Here is a 17,269-nt window from a genome sequence, read left to right as displayed (position 1 = left end):
CCCCCATAATAAGACCGATACCCTATTGTCTCTCTATGAAAACCGTCCAAAATAAGATAAAAATATATAACAACATAAATGATTACACACTATCCCGCCCTGAATTAGTGAAAATGACAAGACAAAAATCGGTTTCCCAATGACAACGAAAGGCCAGTGTTAGCGTTTCGGCATATCAAACTGACACTACAAAAGAGCCAAGGCGGAACACCTTGCTGCTGCTGTCTAATCTATGATGATTTCCTGCTTTTCCAATCAATGCGCTTTCACAACTCCTTGTACGGAAGATGGCCTGGCAGGACTTTTTTCTTGCAAGAATGCGGAAAGAATCGTGGTTAATTGTCAATGCCTTTCCTTATTATAGCTGAAAATCTTTCCAATTAGAGGGGTGGTCGACTATTTTTAAATTTTCGTCAAATGTGGATCAAAAAAAGTCCCCAAGGTTTCCCCCAGGGACTGACGGACCATTCACTTCTTGTTCACCATATGAATTGCATGGCCCAACACGCCTTCCGCCGCTTCCATAATCGTCTCCGGCAGGGTTGGGTGGGCATGGATGGTGAGTGCGATATCTTCGGCATTGGCACCCATTTCCACCGCGAATACGGCTTCGCCAATCAAGGTGGATGCTTCCGGACCGACGATTTGTACACCCAACACTTGCTTGGTTTCTTTATCAGCCACGATTTGCACAAAACCATCGGCATGGTTCATCGACAATGCGCGGCCGTTCGCTTGGAAGGCAAAGCGGCTGACCACCGGATCATAGCCTTCTTCTTTCGCTTGCGCTTCGGTAAGACCCGTATAAGCGATCTCCGGATCACTGAAGATGACAAATGGCATGGCTTGATAATCGATGACGCTGTTCATGCCGCACATCACTTCGGCCGCTATTTTCGCTTCGTAGCTGGCCTTATGCGCCAAGAGCGCGCCACCCGCACAGTCACCGATCGCATAGATGTGTTCCACGTTTGTGCGGCATTGTTTGTCGATCTTGATAAAGCCGCGCTCATCCAACTCCACACCCGCATACTCCAGTCCAAGTTCATCCGTGTTGGGTTTGCGTCCCACCGCAACCAGACAGTAATCGGCGGTGAAAGATTTCTCTTCCCCATTCACGGTCGCGCGCACAACCACTTCATCCCCCGTGTTTTCGCCACCTTGCACCATCGCTTCGGTGATCACGGTGACGCCCAGCTTTTTCAGCTTGCGGGTAACCATTTTGGTCAGGGCCTCTTCCGTTCCGGGCAACAGGGACTTGGTTCCCTCCAGGATGGTTACTTCTGCACCCAGCTTGGCATAAGCGGTACCCAGCTCCAACCCGATATAACCGCCGCCCACCACAATGAAGCGTTTTGGCACTTCTTGCAGGTTGAGCGCTTCGGTAGAGGAGAGGATGCGTTTGCCGTCAAAAGGCAAGATTTTCAGCTCAGCCGGACGGGATCCCGTCGCGATGATCACATCATTGAACTTATAGGTTTGGCTGGAATCCTCATTGACCACACGCAAGGAATTGGGGCCGCTGAAGTAAGCTTCTCCGCTGATGATTTCCACTCCGTTGCCTTTCAGCAGGCTTTTTACCCCGCCCGTCAGCTTTTTGACCACACTGTTTTTCCATTCAATCAGTTTCGGCATGTTGACATTCACATCACCAGAAACTTCAATTCCCATGTCCCCCGCTTCTTTGATCCCCACATAACGCTCCGATGCGGAAATGATCGCTTTGGAGGGAATACAGCCGCGGTTCAAACAAACTCCGCCCAACGCATCTTTGTCGACAATCGCCACGGAACGCCCCAATTGGGCGGCGCGGATGGCCGCCACATATCCGCCTGGGCCCGCACCGATGACGAGAACATCTACTTCTTGTGCCAAATCACCTACTACCATCTTATCTCATCTCCATCATCAAGAGTTTTGGATTTTCTAAGAGCTGTTTCAAACGGCTTAAGAATCTAGCCGCAACATCTCCATCGATCAGACGGTGGTCGAAACCTAAGGAAACGTGCATCTGCGGACGAACCGCGATTTCCCCGTTGTGCACCACTGGTTTTTCTTTGATCGCACCCACACCAAGGATCGCCACTTCCGGGTAGTTGATAATTGGGGTGAATAATTGGCCGCCAAGGTTACCCAAGCTGGAAATGGTGAACGTGCTCCCTTTCATTTCGCTTGGCTCCAGTTTCATGTTGCGTGCGCGAGTTGCTTTATCAGCCGTCTCTTCCGCCAAGTCAAACACGGATTTGCGATCCGCATCCTTGATGACCGGAACCAACAAACCGTTGTCTGTCGCCGCGGCCATTCCGATGTGGTAATAATGCTTGATCACGATCTCTTGCTTTTCATCATCGATGGAAGCGTTCATGGTTGGGAACTCGCGGAGTGCCGCAACTACCGCCTTCATGATAAACGGCAGGTAAGTCAATTTGATGTTGCGCTCTTGTGCGATGCTTTTACCCCAGTTGCGCAACTCCACCAATTCGGTTACATCGAACTCGTCCATGATATGCACATGTGGAGCGGTATGTTTGCTCTCCACCATGCGGGTTGCGATGGTGCGACGGATGCCGCGAAGCGGGATGCGTTCTTCGGTGCCCACCGTTTCGATGGCCGTTTTTGGCGCAGCAGGTGCCGCCGCCGCTTTTGCCGCTGGCGCTTCCGCTTCCACTGCCGGAGCTTCCGCTTGTTGGCCGCCAGACGCAAAGTTTTTCACATCTTCGGCCAGGATGCGCCCATGTTTGCCGGAACCTTGCACTTGGGTGATATCCACACCCAATTCGCGTGCCAATTTGCGTACAGAAGGCATCGCCGATACATTGCCGCGTTTAGCGGGCGCTTCGGTTTTCGCCGGTTCCGCTTGGGCTGGTTCCGCTTTGGCCTCCTCCTGTTTCGCCGCTTCCGCTTTGGGGGCCTCTTCGTTTGCCGGAGCCGGTTCCGCGCCTTCCACATCGATCAGGGCGATGGTGGAGTGAACGAGGGCGATTTCCCCTTCCTTCACTTTCAGTTCGCGAACCGTACCAGTAACGGGGGAAGTGATTTCCACAACCGCTTTATCGGTTTGTACCTCAGCAAATACGTCGAATTCTTCGATTCTGTCTCCCTCTTTCACGTGAAGCTTTACGATCTCACCTTCGTGGATCCCTTCACCAACATCGGGCAATTGAAATTCGTATGCCACGAGAGCAACCTCCTATCTGACTTAAGCTTCCTATTTTTGTTGAATCCTGCAATGAAAAAGAAGGCGGTGACCCACCACGCTAACCTGTGGTAAGCTCCGTCACCGCTTGATTCTATGTACTATCGCTAATCGCAGCAGTACACAGACGGGCCGTCCAAATCCATTAGAAGTCGAGCACTTCGTTGACCGCTTTTACGATGCGTGCGGCATCCGGAACCCACACTTCTTCGATCAACTGATATGCCAGATGGGTATCTGGTGGGGTAACGCGTTTGACTGGGGCTTCCAGTTTGAGAATGGCATGCTCGTTAATCAGCGCAATTACGTCTGCTGCCACACCGGCGGAGTATGGCGCCTCTTGCACGACAATCGCACGGCCGGTTTTCTCAACCGAGCTGACGATCGTTTCAGTGTCCAGTGGGCTCAGGGTGCGCAGATCGATGACCTCTACCTTCGCACCGCGCTCTTTTTCCGCTAACTCTGCCGCTTTCACCGCGGTGTGAACCATCGCACCGTAAGTGATGATAGTGACATCGGAACCTTCACGCACGACGTTGGCTTTACCGATTGGCACGGTATATTCACCTTCAGGCACTTCACCTTTCAATGCGAAGTACAGCTTCAAGTGTTCCATGAAGAAGACAGGATCGTTATCGCGGATCGCCGAGATCAACAAGCCTTTGGCATCGTATGGGTTGGATGGGCAAACCACTTTGATCCCTGGTGTTTTGGTCAACCATGCTTCCAAGCTGTCAGCATGCAACTCCGGCGCTTTTACTCCTGCACCGAATGGGGTGCGGAATACGATAGGCGCCGAGTAACGTCCGCCAGAACGGTAACGCATCCGCGGGGCTTGAACAGCGATGGAGTCAAATGCTTCTGGCGTGAAACCGATAAACTGGATCTCAGCAACCGGACGGAAGCCTTGCACTGCCAAACCGACAGCCAATCCGCCAATGCCGGACTCAGCCAACGGGGTGTCCATCACGCGATGTTCACCGAATTCTTTTTGCAAGCCGTCAGTCGCCCGGAAAACACCACCGTTGGTACCTACGTCTTCACCAAACACCATAACGTTCGGATCACGTTGAAGTTCCACACGCATGGCATCATTAATTGCTTTCACCATTGTCATTTGTGGCATGGCTTATTTACCCTCCTTCATGAACTCAGCTTTCTGTTTTTCCAGATGCGGAGGAGTAACTTCGTACATTGCGTCGATCAATTGACCGATCGTCATCTTCTCATAAGACTCAGCTTTCTTGATCGCATCTGTCACAACTTGTTTCGCTTCTTCAATCGTCTTGTTTTCGTCTTCTTCCGTCCACAGGCCTTTGGATTCAAGGTAACGGCGGAAGCGAACCAACGGCTCTTTTTCATCGTATTGCGACGGTTCATCTTTAGCACGGTAACGAGTTGGATCATCGCCGGACATGGAGTGTGGGCCAAGGCGGTAGTTGATCGCTTCGATCAAGGTTGGGCCTTCACCGTTGCGAGCACGCTCTGCGGAGTCAGCCACAGCTTGGTATACAGCCAATACGTCGAATCCATCCACTTGGATGCTGCGGATTCCAGCGGCTACCCCTTTTTGCGCGATGGAACCGGCCATCGTTTGCTTTTTGAATGGGGTGGAAATCGCATAACCATTGTTTTGGACAACGAAAATCGCTGGCAAGTTATAAACGCCCGCAAAGTTCATCGCTTCATAGAAGTCCCCTTGGGAGCTGCCTCCATCACCCGTGAAGGTGATTGCCACCCGCTTCTCACCGCGTTGCTTGAACGCCATCGCCACACCGGCGGTTTGCACATATTGCGCGCCGATGATGATTTGCGGCATCAATACATGTACATCTTCAGGGATTTGTCCACCGTGGATGTGACCTTTGGACCATAGGAAAGCTTGGTACATGGGGTAACCATGCCAATACAATTGAGGAATGTCACGGTAGCCTGGCAGGATAAAATCATCTTTGTTGAGGGCGAACTCACTGCCGATCATGGTTGCTTCTTGACCAGATACCGGTGCGTAGAAACCCAAACGGCCTTGGCGGGCGAGGTTGACCGCGCGTTGATCCCAGACGCGGGTAAACACCATACGTCTCATCAATTCCCGCAGTTGCTCATCGCTTAACTTGGGCATTGCATCTTTATTCACCACTTTACCTTCCACTGACAGAACGGCAAACGGCTCAATCGGTTGTAACCGAACTTCAGCATTTCCAAACACATTGCGTTGTTTGGTTTTCGCCATGGTATCACCTCATTTTATAAGTCTCAGTGAAAGCGTTTCACTGTTATAACTATAACTGCTATCTGTTTTAGTACAGGATTGGAATTACTCCTAAAACCAATTGATATTATTCAATTTCTCCTGTTGAAACAAACGCCCTTTATTCAATAATACAACTCCAAAATAATTTGTCAATCAACCTCTTTTCTTTAAGATGCACATTAAACTTTTAAATCATGATACGTCCGGTTTTTCCTTTGCTCCCATGAATAAATTTACCAAACGGGATGGAATCCCTGCTCTTTTATTCTTTCTTAAACCGCTTCGCTATTTTCACATAAACATAGAAAAAATAAAGCGGGAATACTCAGAATCCAGTCTATGTGCTCTTTCACGAGGGAAAACGTTGAAAAATAATTAGCTGTTCAAAAATATTTATTTACTAATTATATTGAAAATTTGTTTCGGTTTGAAGTACAATTACATCACAAAGGAAAAATGGAAGCATTTCACTACAAAAGAGGTGACATTGAATGAGATTGCATTTTGAAGCAGATCCTCCAAGCAGTTAACACGAAGAATAATAGAGCGTATCCAAACAGCACCGTTCTTTCCACTATTCCCCAAAACGAACTCAGGAACCCGTTCCTGAGTTTATTATTTTACTACATATAAAAAAACAGGAACCCGATTTCGGGTTCCCGTTTTCCCCTAGGAAGAGGTCGGCAACAACTTCTCTTCAGATGGTCGATTCTCTTGCGTCATCGGCGACACCAAAATTCGGGAGATGCGCAATTGGTCCATTTCTTCCACGGTAAACAGCCAATTTTCAAAAGCGACCTTATCGCCCACTTTCGGCACTTTCTCCAACTCCGAGAATAACCAGCCGCCGATTGTATCATTATCCTGATCTTCAATTTGAATATGAAGCAATTCGTTCACATCATCAATCAGTAGTCCGGCATCAATCGACGTATTTTGTCCCGCTTGCATAATATGTGGCCGTTCATTATCAAATTCGTCTTGAATCTCACCAAAAATCTCCTCAATGATGTCTTCGGTAGTCAAGAGCCCAGCCGTCCCCCCATATTCATCGACGACAATCGCCATCCCGGCGCGATTTTTTTGCAATTGGCGCAAGATATCCTTCACTTCCATCGTTTCCGGCACAACCGTCACCGGTCGAGCCAGCTTCTGAAGATCGGGTTCTTCTCCCTCCGTCATCCGCTGATACACATCACGGATATGCACAATCCCCTTGATATCATCCTTATCCCGACCGCATAACGGGAAACGCGTATGCGGCGTCGCCTTGATCTGTTCAAGATTTTCGGCAAATGATTGGCTTTCATAGAGACAGACCATTTTCACGCGAGGCACCATGACTTCCCGGGCGACCCGTTCTGTAAAATCAAACACATTATCGAACAGAGTCAATTCGGTCTGGTCAATGACTCCACTCTTATGGCTTTGCGCGATCAGCATGCGAATTTCCTCTTCAGTATGCGCCTGGTGAGTTTCATTGAATTCGACACCAAACCACCGCAAGCATAAGTTGGCTGAACTGTTCAAGAAATAAATAAAGGGGCGAAATATGAGGTAAAACCAGTTGAGCGGCGTGGCCGTCCATAAAGTAACGGCTTCCGCCTGACGGATGGCCCACGACTTGGGCGCCATTTCACCCAAAACGATATGCAAAAAAGTGATGAGAGTAAAAGCAATAACGACCGCGACCACATGAATCATCCACTCGGGCATGCCCAAATAGGCGAAAAGCGGAGAAATCAATTTGACGATCGCCGGTTCCCCGATCCATCCCAATGCCAGTGAAGCAAGGGTAATCCCCAATTGCGTCGCCGACAGATAGGCATCCAGATTTGCCAGGATTTTTTGCGCAACCCGGCCACGCCGGTCTTCCATCTGGGCGATCCGCGTCGAACGCACTTTGACGATGGCAAATTCAGCCGCGACAAAAAATCCGTTGAGCAATACAAAAAACACTACCAAAGACAACATAAGAAGCGGTTCTATCACGTCTTCCAATCAAGTTCTCCTCCCAAAAGAATGGCAAGATCATTTTTCTTTGTATTATATCACCTTTTTTAAACCATGTTCATTCCCCCACAAACTTCTGTATCGCAAATGCCACGCCATCCTCCTCATTGGTTTTCGTGACGAAACGGCACGCCTCTTTAATCTCGTCCTCCGCGTTGCCCATCGCCACAGAAATACCGGCCATTCTCATCATGGATAAATCATTCTGGTTGTCACCGATGACCATGACCTCTTCCATGGGGATGTCCAAGCGATTCGCCAGCTTTTTGACCGCGATCCCTTTTTGGGCTTCCGGATGATTCACTTCAAAGTTATAAGTGGAAGATGAAGCCACGGCCACATCTGCCTGCGCCTCCACCCGTGCCCTGATCCGTTTCAACTTGTGCAGGTCGGTCGACAGAACCATCGATTTGTAAATCCCAATGGAGGGATCGGCCAAGATATCCTCCGCATACCTGCCTTCCACCCGATCTTCAATCCGATGCTGCCTGCGTTCCGTAAAGCTCTCCAACCAGCGATGGATCAAGGGATTCGCATCTTCAATCTCTTCCATTTCCTTCTTGATAATCTCGATGCCGTCACGGTTGCGGTAGATGCCGTCCCGCGTGTAAAACTCATAATAAGTGCCGCCTTCTTTGAAGAGCGGCATCAACTCGTCGATCTTGGCGCGCGGCAAAAAGATCTCTTCGACCAATTCACCGGACGGCAATTGGGTGCAGGATCCATTTAAGTAAATGAGCGGCCCGCCAAAACCGATTTCATCCAATACCTTGCGCGCACCATGATGCGAGCGGCCCGTCGCAATGGCCACCACCACACCTTTGGCTTGCGCCATCTCTATCGCTTGCAGGTTCGCCGTGCTTACTTGCCCTTCATGATTCAACAGGGTTCCATCCATGTCAATGGCGATCAGCTTAACCATCTCATCCACTCCTCTATTATCTATAACAAATTTTTCATTCCCTAGTTTAATAAAAATCAAACAAAAACCTCTACATGAGTGGATCTCTCAACTTTTTAACCATTGCTGGCTGAAAACCCATCGTTTCAAACATGTGGGGTGTCAATTCAAACTCTGCCCCACTTCATCCGGAATGGGTATGGTTTCCCGCGTTGCATCCGTTCTCGTCAACACAAGCGTTTGCCTGGCCACCATGGCATCCCCGAGCGAAATGTCCAACTCCTGCTTCACTTCCTTTATGGTTAACGCATGTTTATCAATGACAATCACCTGTTTGAATGTCCGCATCCCTTGTTGGGCCAACGTGCGTTCCAGCTCAGGGGACAGAAAATCGGTTTGCCCCAACGTCTGGCTTAATTCGCGGCGAAGCTGATCGTCGAACGGCCCTTTCAGGTGGTCGATGGTGACAACTATTTCCTTCGCTTGGTCTTGCCAGGCCAACCCCGACACCGCCTCTTTATTTTTTCCTTGTTTCATCCAATCAATCAACCTGGACAAGTGTGCCGGATCTTCCAATAATCCGGGGAAGGGGGACTTTCCCACAACTTGCCACGGCTCATCGCCAAACTTAGCCACCATTTTCCCCGATACCGAATAAACTTCCAAGGTCTGTTCTTCCGAAGCGGGGGGACTTTTGATCTCCCCTGTCATATGGATCAGGCGATCCTTGCGATTCAAGGACACTTGTCCCGTGTAGATGGTGTGTATCTCTTCTTTCTCCTCATGCATGTGCAATTGGATCATCGCATCACTATTCACCCGGTAACGAACCGTCCGCTCATGTTCCGCTTCCGCTGTTTTCTGCAAGACGCTTAAGACGGCGTTCCTTTGCGGTTCCGTCAAATCTCCAGATTGTGGTCGGCCTGCCTGCAGTTTGCATCCGGCCAGCCCCAGGGTCAACACCAAAACGGCAGTCACTGCCCAACCTTTATTCATGTTTTTCACCTCAATACCATAATAATACAAATATTCTTACATTTATAGATGAAATCATTCATGTATAAAAAGATATTCCGAAGCGGTTCACCCGATTTGCCATTGGTTTCTGCCGCATCGGATAGACAAATTGTGTATAATAGGGACAGACCTTTCGGACAAAGGATGAGTGCAATGCAAATGACAGAACAACAAACTCCCCGCCTATGGGGGGATAAACGCTTTCATACATGGAACCATCACTTGCGCCAAGTGTTTGGCGAAAAGATTTTTAAAGTGTCCCTTGATGGTGGATTCACTTGCCCGAACCGCGATGGCCAAGTCGCCATCGGAGGGTGCACTTTCTGCAGCGCCCGCGGTTCAGGTGATTTTGCCGGCAATCGCCGCGATGACCTGCTGAAACAGTTTCATGACGTGAAAAGCCGCATGCACACCAAATGGCCCGACGCCAAGTATATCGGCTATTTTCAAGCGTTTAGCAACACATATGCCCCCGTGGAAGAGCTACGTGAGATGTATGAAGTCATTTTGAACCAGGAAGGAGTCGTTGGCCTATCGATTGCGACGCGTCCAGACTGTTTACCGGATGATGTGGTGGAATATCTGGCTGAACTAAATGAGCGTACCTACCTTTGGGTCGAGCTGGGCCTGCAGTCGATTCACGAAGAAACCTCGCGCCTGGTCAACCGCGGCCATGATTACAATTGCTTCCTTGAAGGTGTGGAGAAATTGCGCAAACATGGCATTCGCACCTGTGCCCACATCATTCACGGATTACCCGGTGAAACGGAAGAGATGATGATGCAGACGGTTGAAGCTTGTGCCAATATGGATATTCAGGGAATTAAAATCCACCTGTTGCACCTGTTGAAAAATACGCCCATGGTCAAACAGTATGAAGAAGGATTGGTGGAATTCCTCGATCAGGACCAATATGTCCGCCTCGTGGCCGATTCCTTGGAGATGCTTCCTCCCGATGTGGTGATTCATCGCGTAACGGGCGATGGTCCGCCAGACTTATTGATCGGGCCGATGTGGAGCCGGAAGAAATGGGAAGTGCTCAATGCGATTGATGCGGAGCTGGCCCGGCGCAACTCTTGGCAGAGCAAGAAAGCTCAGCCCCGCAATCCAGAACGTTTGTATCCCGCTGGAAAGTGATCGACATGATCCTACCCTCCATCTTGTCCAGCGCTCGCACTGCCGTGAAAGCTTCCTGCCCGCCCGGCTCCATTGCGGTGGATGGCACACTCGGCAACGGCCACGATACGTTGTTTTTGGCGGAATGCGTCGGCCCTTCCGGTCATGTGTACGGATTTGACATCCAACAAGCGGCGGTGGAACGTACAGACACCCGACTCAGCGAAGCAGGTCAGCGCAAACAGGTTACCTTGTTTCACGCGAGCCACCATCTTATCGCTGAGCTGTTGCCCAGAGAGGCAAAAGGGCGGATTCGCGCTTTTATGTTCAACTTGGGTTACCTCCCGCATGGGGATGAACAAGTGATCACCCAACCGGATACCACCCTGGAAGCGCTAAGAACCGCCGCCGATTGGCTGGCTCCGGGCGGAATCATCAGCGTTGCCTTATATACGGGCCATCCGGGAGGGCCGGAAGAAGCGACCGCGGTCATCGATTGGGCCCGTTCGCTCCCCCCCCAGGATTATCAAGTGATGTGGCAACAAATGATCAACCGGAACAAAGCCCCTTCCCTTTTGTTGCTCGAAAAACGAACCAAAAAAAGAGCGTGATGGCTCACCATCATGCTCTTTTCGAATCCATTTCCTCACAGGCCTTTTTCCACCCGATATATCGCAACACAAAAAAACATCTTCCACGTGGAAGATGTTACGTTCAATGTCATGAACTGCCGTCGCATTAACGATTCCGTTTTTGTTTTGCGGCAAGTGCACTCAAGCGTTCTTCACTGCTCTTCATCCATTTTTTCATCATATCCTCAAAGTCACCTGAGTTTTTGCGGCCACCGCCTCGACGGTCCCCACCCTTTTTCTCACGTGGTCGATCATCGCTTAATGCTTTGATCGACAAGGAAATTTTTCCAGACGGATCAATGGATAATACTTTCGCTTTTACTGTGGCACCTACTTGCAACACATCTTCAACTTTTTCTACATACTTTGTCGAAATTTGAGAGATGTGGACTAAACCAGTTTCTCCTGATTCCAATTTAATAAAGGCTCCGAACGGTTTAGTGGAAATCACTTCTCCCTGTACGACGGCCCCTTCCTTTAACTCGCTCATTATAACACTCCCGAAGTGGAATTCATTCTGTACAAAAGTACCATTTATTTTTTGAAAAGTCAACGGGTATTTATCCCAGCAAATAAGTTTATTCACTAGAAAAATCAAGGGGTCGAGGCCCTTCGACTTCCTATCAACAATATATGGATGAATGAAAGGTAATTATGACTAGTATCCTTTGTTTCATCATTATTTTAACCGATTATCGCTTCCCGCATGAACCTTTCATCCATGTTCATAAATCCAATTAATTTTCATAACCAAATCTGCATAATTAACCATTTAATCCAACCTTCTTCACCTCGAACAACCAATTGTGTTATACTTTTTAACGATTGATACATCACATATGAACGAAAACAAATCAGGGAACACAGTGAGTCAATGCACGAAAATAAGAGAACACTCCTTTCGACACTCACTTCCCAAGAAAAAAGGTGGATGCTTAAGAATGAGTATTATCATTCCTACAGAGAAACCGACTCTTCAATTACTGCAAAACCACAATGTGCATATGAACTTATCCGTCGCGGAACTGGTCGAACACGCCGTCGTTCGCGGAGAAGCGGTCTTAACGCAAGAAGGGGCTCTCCGAGCGACCACAGGGGCATTTACCGGACGCTCTCCCAAAGATAAATACATGGTCAACGAACCTTCCGTCACTGACCATATCGACTGGGGCAGTGTCAACCAGCCAATGGCGCCGGATCAATTCGCCCGCATTCTAAAACGATTACAATCCTATCTCAAAGGAAAGGAACTCTATATTTTTGACGGATTTGCCGGAGCGGACCCGACCTATCGCCTTCCGATTCGCGTCATCAACGAATACGCTTGGCATAACCTGTTCGTCCACCAATTATTCATCCGTCCGAAGGCTGAAGAATTGGCGGATCATCAGCCGGAGTTCACCGTTGTTTGCGCGCCGCACTTCCCAATCGACCCGGAGCGGGACGGAACCCGTTCCAAAACCTTGATCGCCGTTAGCTTTGAGCATAAGATGGTCATTATCGCCGGAACGGAATACGCCGGTGAAATGAAGAAATCCATCTTTAGTGTGATGAACTATCTCCTGCCTGATAATGGAGTCATGCCGATGCACTGTTCCGCAAATGTCGGAGAAGGGGGAGATGTCGCCCTGTTCTTCGGTTTGTCCGGCACTGGCAAAACGACGCTGTCCGCCGATCCCGAACGCTCTTTGATCGGTGATGATGAACACGGTTGGTCGGATCAAGGGGTCTTTAACTTTGAGGGTGGATGCTATGCGAAGTGCATCGGCCTAAGCAAAGAAAAGGAACCGCAGATTTGGGAAGCGATCCGGTTCGGCACCGTATTGGAAAACGTGGTGCTGGATGAGGCACGGAGACCGGACTTCAAGGATAACCGTTTGACGGAGAACACCCGTGCCGCCTATCCGATCGACTATATCCCGGAAGCGGTGATTCCTGGTGTGGCGGGCCATCCTAACGTGATTCTCTTTTTGACCGCTGACGCATTTGGCGTCTTGCCCCCGATCGCCAAGTTAACTCCGGAACAAGCGATGTACCATTTCCTGGCTGGTTACACCAGTAAGCTCGCGGGTACGGAGCGCGGCGTCACCGAGCCGGAAGCCACTTTTTCCACTTGTTTTGGCGCTCCTTTCCTGCCACGCCCGGCCCATGTCTACGCCAACATGCTGGGTAAGAAAATTGAGCGACACGGAGTGGACGTCTACTTGGTTAACACCGGCTGGACGGGTGGCCCTTACGGGGTTGGCCAACGGATGAATCTCACCCATACCCGTGCGATGGTGCGGGCTGCGATCAATGGCTCACTCAAGCAAGTCGGCTTTGGCAAGGATCCGGTCTTCGGCCTCCATATCCCGACTTCTTGCCCGGACGTCCCGGCAGAGCTCTTGAATCCGCGCAACACCTGGCAAGACCCCGCCGCCTATGATCAAGCGGCAAACGAATTGGCCGCTCGCTTTCATCAGCACTTTGCCAAATTCAGCGGTGTCACTGAAGAAGTGAAACAAGCCGGCCCCCGCCGCTAACTGCATTAACCTTTAATCAGTCAACAAGCCCAGTTCATCTGAACTGGGCTTGTTATGCAATATGACCGTAGCGAGCGGAAAAACCGGCAGCACGATAGTGGTGCGTCGCTTCCAAGCAAAAGCTTGGGGCGTACCTGTATTCATTTGTCGCCAAGGGATTTCCATGATGTTTCACTTGAAAACAACCCATAATATTGGTATCATCACCAAGGTGAAAACGCACGGAGCAAGACAGCATGAGAAGGGAAGCGTAAGATATGAACAAACCTGTGGTGATCGGGGTGGCAGGAGGTTCCGGTTCCGGCAAAACCACCGTGGCGCGAAAGCTGGTGGAGCAATTTGCCGATTCTGTCGTCTATCTCGAACAAGACTCCTATTATAAAGACCAGTCCCACCTATCCCTTGAAGAACGGCAGCAAACGAACTACGACCATCCGCTTTCATTTGACACGAATCTGTTGATTGAACAGTTGACGCAACTGCTTCATTATCAAACCATCGATAAACCGGTTTACGATTACACGTTGCATACGCGCGCACGGGAAACGGTCAAGTTGGAGCCGAAAGATGTCATTATCTTGGAAGGCATTCTCATCCTGGATGATGAGCGTTTGCGCAACATGATGGATATCAAAATCTTTGTTGACACCGATGCCGATGTGCGCATTTTGCGCCGGATCGAGCGGGACATCAAAGAGCGGGGCCGGACATTCGAATCGGTGATGAAGCAATACCTCAACGTGGTTCGTCCCATGCACTTGCAATTTATCGAGCCAAGCAAGCGCTATGCGGACTTGATCATCCCGGAAGGGGGGCATAACCAAGTCGCGATCAATCTCTTAATCAACCATATTCGCACGTTCTTACACAAAGCCAATTCACGTTAATTCGATCTTCCAGGGCCTCTGCCCATGGAAGATTTTTCTTGCATTCTTGTTCCCGTTTTCAAAAACTTGGGAATAATGTTCTTGTTTTTGAAAGAAGGATGCAGTACAATTATCGATAGTTTATTGCATAATTCTTTCTAAAACAGGAGGAATTTAGTTGGCAACCATATTTTTGGAAAATGTTCGAACCATACGTGAAGAACTTCTTACCCACCCGGTTTATTCTCACATCAATTCACACGAACGTGTCAAAATCTTCATGAAACACCACGTCTTTGCCGTTTGGGATTTCATGAGCTTACTGAAAAGGCTCCAACAGCAGCTCACTGCGGTCTCCGTTCCGTGGATTCCGCGCAATCATGCCCAATATGCGCGCTTCATCAACGAAATGGTCCTCGCGGAAGAGACCGATGACGATGGGCAAGGCGGATATGCCAGCCACTTTGAACTATACATACAGGCAATGGACGAAGCCGGGGCCGATATCACCCCCATTCAACATTATTTGCAAATGATCATCGCTGGTTATCATCCGATTGAATCACTAAACTCCAGCGAGATCCCCCCCACCGTCGCCGACTTTGTCAAACACAGCTTGGAGCTGGTGATGAACGGGAAACCCCATGAGATCGCTTCGACTTTTTTCTTCGGGCGTGAAGATTTGATTCCTGACATGTATTCGGCTTTCCTCCATGAGCTGGAGAAACGGGGGTTCCATCACAACCGGCTGACCTCTTATCTCAGGCGCCATATTCAGTTGGCCGGAAAGCATGGCCCACTCGCCGGGAAGTTGTTTCTCTCCTTATGCAACAACGATCCTCTTAAGCTGGAACAGGCCAACCGCGTCGCACAATCTGCCCTGCGAGCCCGCATCCGGCTATGGGATGGGGTCATGCGCGAAATCGAGGAAACAGGAGTCTAAACAAAACGAAAGCGCCCGGACAGCGTAAACTGTACCGGGCATCTTATCTTATCTGCTTTCCTCTTTCTGTTGTTCCAATTTTTTGAGTTGTGTGGTCAACACACTGAGGCGATGCTTTAACTCTTCGCCCCACTCTTTATCATTCAACACTTTGGATACTCTTAATAGATCGAGCGAATGGTCGATTTGTTCGCGTAGGATCGGCTCCAGATCATCCGTCTCTTGGAAACTGATCCCAGCCTCTTTCCATTCTGCGATCATTTCCGGAGTGATCGTTTCACGGAGGGTGACTTCTCTCACACGATCTTCCTGTGCGTACTCAACCACTAGATCGAACTCTTCTTTAACCGCAGGATGTACTTCAATCGAATGACAGACTGGACAAAACATTAACGGAACCTGATGCACCATGATGGACTGCTGCCGATAAGATCCAATAAATCCAATCATGGAGGCGCCACAGCAGTAACCCATGGGCTTTCCCTCCTCTTCCCACTCATAATCGACCACATGTCCTAGGACATTAGATGGAGAAAAACGATGAAGCTTGTGTATTTATTTTACCACAAATCTGAGTTGTCCAAACCACAGACAAAAAGAAAAAAAGCATAGGAAAAATAAACTCCGTATGCTCTCTTCACTCATTGGCACCAATCGACACCACAATCGTCGGCATATTGCCCTTGCAATTTTGTTTTATCATCCGTGGCAAAAATTTTCGCCCCATCCATGGAGAAACCCTGCCGCATTCGCACTTCTTTGGAATACAAGTCCATTTCCCCTATGGGCTGATGATTATGGTAGAACACCAAACGATCCGCCTCGAAACGCCCAATCACCTTATCGCTGATGTCAGACAAGCCCATAAACAAAATCCCCTCCTTGCATGGCTTCATTGTTCGTAGTTTGCCTCGAATCAACGCAGTTATGCAAGGGGGGCACGGTTATGTCTTACTCGCTTACCAACTCTTCATATTGCTCTGCTGACAGAAGCTTCTCCAACTCCGCTTCGTCGGACATTTCGACTACGATCATCCAACCCTCTTCATATGGAGAGTCGTTGACATTCTCCGGAGATCCGTCCAATTCTCCGTTGACCTCTACGATTTTTCCACTGACCGGGGCATAGAGTTCAGAGACGGTTTTCACGGATTCCACACTGCCGAATGGCTCATCAGCCGTAATTTCCGCTCCTACTTCCGGCAATTCCACAAATACGATATCACCCAACTCAGATTGCGCAAAGTCGGTGATCCCGATACGGGCAAGGTTGCCCTCCGTTTTCACCCACTCATGTTCTTTGGAATAACGCAGCTCTTTTGGCAAGTTCATTTGGATTCCCTCCGGATTTTAAGCTTCTGTTTCTGCCAATACACGTTCCAACGGGCGCTTCAGCATCGAGAGCGCTTTCTCACCAGCAGAACGATGGCGTAACAGGCCGTTTGCATCAAATAAGAAGAATGCGGGCACAAATTCATTTTCGAACGCATCCACCACGCTATGACTATTGTCTATGCCTTGCGGATGTTTCAGTTCGTATTTTACTATGGTTTCTTTCACCGCGTCCACATCTGTGTCCTTTTCCGAGCGGGGCATATGAATCCCAACCAGTTTCAAATTGGGGATTTCTTCACGCATCTTGTTGATTTCCGGCAGACTTTCTTTGCACATGTGACAGCTGATCGACCAGAAATGCACCAGCACAGGACTTCCTTTTAAGTCTTCGTTGGTCACTTCCCCGTTAACCCATTCCGTCAATCCTTTAATTTCAGGCATTTCGGTACGCAAACGAAGTGCCATCACCATCAC

18 protein-coding genes are annotated in these 17,269 nt (G+C 49.3%); 5 read left to right on the top strand and 13 right to left on the bottom strand.

Translation table 11 applies throughout. The features are described 5' to 3' along the window. Positions 1-468: 468 nt before the first annotated feature. The 7 genes from lpdA to ACFQNG_RS12545 all read right to left on the bottom strand — a co-directional run bounded on the left by lpdA (position 469) and on the right by ACFQNG_RS12545 (position 9,360). Positions 469-1,890 (bottom strand): dihydrolipoyl dehydrogenase, encoded by a 1,422-nt coding sequence (gene lpdA, locus ACFQNG_RS12575; protein WP_379865474.1) that lies wholly within the window; start codon positions 1,888-1,890, stop codon positions 469-471. Position 1,891: 1 nt separating this feature from the next. Beyond that, a complete protein-coding gene (locus ACFQNG_RS12570; protein ID WP_379865473.1) occupies positions 1,892-3,178 on the bottom strand; it encodes a dihydrolipoamide acetyltransferase family protein in 1,287 nt (428 codons plus the stop codon). Positions 3,179-3,341: 163 nt separating this feature from the next. Continuing rightward, positions 3,342-4,322, bottom strand: coding sequence for an alpha-ketoacid dehydrogenase subunit beta (locus ACFQNG_RS12565; protein ID WP_379865472.1), 981 nt, complete (start codon positions 4,320-4,322; stop codon positions 3,342-3,344). 3 nt (positions 4,323-4,325) lie between these two features. Then, complete coding sequence (gene pdhA, locus ACFQNG_RS12560; protein WP_379865471.1) at positions 4,326-5,429, bottom strand: pyruvate dehydrogenase (acetyl-transferring) E1 component subunit alpha; 1,104 nt, start codon at positions 5,427-5,429, stop codon at positions 4,326-4,328. Between the two features lie 690 nt (positions 5,430-6,119). Then, positions 6,120-7,451, bottom strand: coding sequence for a hemolysin family protein (locus ACFQNG_RS12555; protein WP_379865470.1), 1,332 nt, complete (start codon positions 7,449-7,451; stop codon positions 6,120-6,122). A 70-nt stretch (positions 7,452-7,521) separates the two neighbouring features. Further along, the gene (locus tag ACFQNG_RS12550) at positions 7,522-8,385 is read right to left on the bottom strand and encodes a Cof-type HAD-IIB family hydrolase (RefSeq protein ID WP_379865467.1); all 864 of its coding nucleotides are present in this window, start codon (positions 8,383-8,385) and stop codon (positions 7,522-7,524) included. A gap of 141 nt (positions 8,386-8,526) precedes the next feature. Continuing rightward, the gene (locus ACFQNG_RS12545) at positions 8,527-9,360 is read right to left on the bottom strand and encodes a hypothetical protein (RefSeq protein WP_379865466.1); all 834 of its coding nucleotides are present in this window, start codon (positions 9,358-9,360) and stop codon (positions 8,527-8,529) included. 174 nt (positions 9,361-9,534) lie between these two features. On the opposite strand from ACFQNG_RS12545, the gene mnmL reads away from it, so the two are divergent. Then, a complete protein-coding gene (mnmL, locus tag ACFQNG_RS12540) occupies positions 9,535-10,518 on the top strand; it encodes a tRNA modification radical SAM protein MnmL/YtqA (protein ID WP_379865464.1) in 984 nt (327 codons plus the stop codon). Positions 10,519-10,523: 5 nt separating this feature from the next. Beyond that, positions 10,524-11,108 (top strand): tRNA 5-(aminomethyl)-2-thiouridylate-methyltransferase MnmM, encoded by a 585-nt coding sequence (gene mnmM / locus ACFQNG_RS12535; RefSeq protein WP_379865463.1) that lies wholly within the window; start codon positions 10,524-10,526, stop codon positions 11,106-11,108. A gap of 127 nt (positions 11,109-11,235) precedes the next feature. Here mnmM and ACFQNG_RS12530 read toward each other — a convergent pair whose 3' ends face one another. Next, positions 11,236-11,619 carry a S1 RNA-binding domain-containing protein gene (locus ACFQNG_RS12530; protein WP_379865462.1) on the bottom strand — a complete coding sequence of 128 codons (384 nt, stop codon included), beginning with the start codon at positions 11,617-11,619 and terminating at the stop codon, positions 11,236-11,238. A gap of 451 nt (positions 11,620-12,070) precedes the next feature. Between ACFQNG_RS12530 and pckA the strand changes: the two genes are divergently transcribed. Continuing rightward, positions 12,071-13,651 carry a phosphoenolpyruvate carboxykinase (ATP) gene (pckA, locus tag ACFQNG_RS12525; protein WP_379865461.1) on the top strand — a complete coding sequence of 527 codons (1,581 nt, stop codon included), beginning with the start codon at positions 12,071-12,073 and terminating at the stop codon, positions 13,649-13,651. A gap of 12 nt (positions 13,652-13,663) precedes the next feature. Here the strand turns inward: pckA and ACFQNG_RS12520 are convergent, their stop codons facing one another. Continuing rightward, a complete protein-coding gene (locus ACFQNG_RS12520; protein WP_379865460.1) occupies positions 13,664-13,816 on the bottom strand; it encodes a hypothetical protein in 153 nt (50 codons plus the stop codon). Between the two features lie 92 nt (positions 13,817-13,908). Between ACFQNG_RS12520 and udk the strand changes: the two genes are divergently transcribed. Continuing rightward, a complete protein-coding gene (udk, locus tag ACFQNG_RS12515) occupies positions 13,909-14,538 on the top strand; it encodes a uridine kinase (RefSeq protein WP_379865459.1) in 630 nt (209 codons plus the stop codon). Positions 14,539-14,695: 157 nt separating this feature from the next. After that, on the top strand, positions 14,696-15,460 hold the full coding sequence (locus ACFQNG_RS12510; protein ID WP_379865457.1) for a DUF3050 domain-containing protein: 765 nt from the start codon (positions 14,696-14,698) through the stop codon (positions 15,458-15,460). A gap of 48 nt (positions 15,461-15,508) precedes the next feature. On the opposite strand, the gene ACFQNG_RS12505 is transcribed toward ACFQNG_RS12510, so the two are convergent. From ACFQNG_RS12505 to ACFQNG_RS12490, 4 genes are all read right to left on the bottom strand, one after another. Beyond that, positions 15,509-15,934 (bottom strand): hypothetical protein, encoded by a 426-nt coding sequence (locus ACFQNG_RS12505; RefSeq protein WP_379865455.1) that lies wholly within the window; start codon positions 15,932-15,934, stop codon positions 15,509-15,511. A 167-nt stretch (positions 15,935-16,101) separates the two neighbouring features. Continuing rightward, a complete protein-coding gene (locus ACFQNG_RS12500) occupies positions 16,102-16,326 on the bottom strand; it encodes a DUF2553 family protein (protein WP_379865453.1) in 225 nt (74 codons plus the stop codon). 85 nt (positions 16,327-16,411) lie between these two features. Beyond that, positions 16,412-16,792: a glycine cleavage system protein GcvH gene (gcvH, locus tag ACFQNG_RS12495; RefSeq protein ID WP_379865451.1), complete on the bottom strand. Its 381-nt coding sequence runs from the start codon at positions 16,790-16,792 to the stop codon at positions 16,412-16,414. 18 nt (positions 16,793-16,810) lie between these two features. Further along, positions 16,811-17,260, bottom strand: coding sequence for a TlpA family protein disulfide reductase (locus ACFQNG_RS12490; RefSeq protein ID WP_379865450.1), 450 nt, complete (start codon positions 17,258-17,260; stop codon positions 16,811-16,813). Between the last annotated feature and the right edge of the window lie 9 nt (positions 17,261-17,269).

This window comes from Laceyella putida, from assembly GCF_042665195.1.
GTDB classification, from domain to species: Bacteria; Bacillota; Bacilli; order Thermoactinomycetales; family Thermoactinomycetaceae; genus Laceyella; species Laceyella putida.
This window is presented reverse-complemented; position numbering and strand designations above follow the sequence as displayed.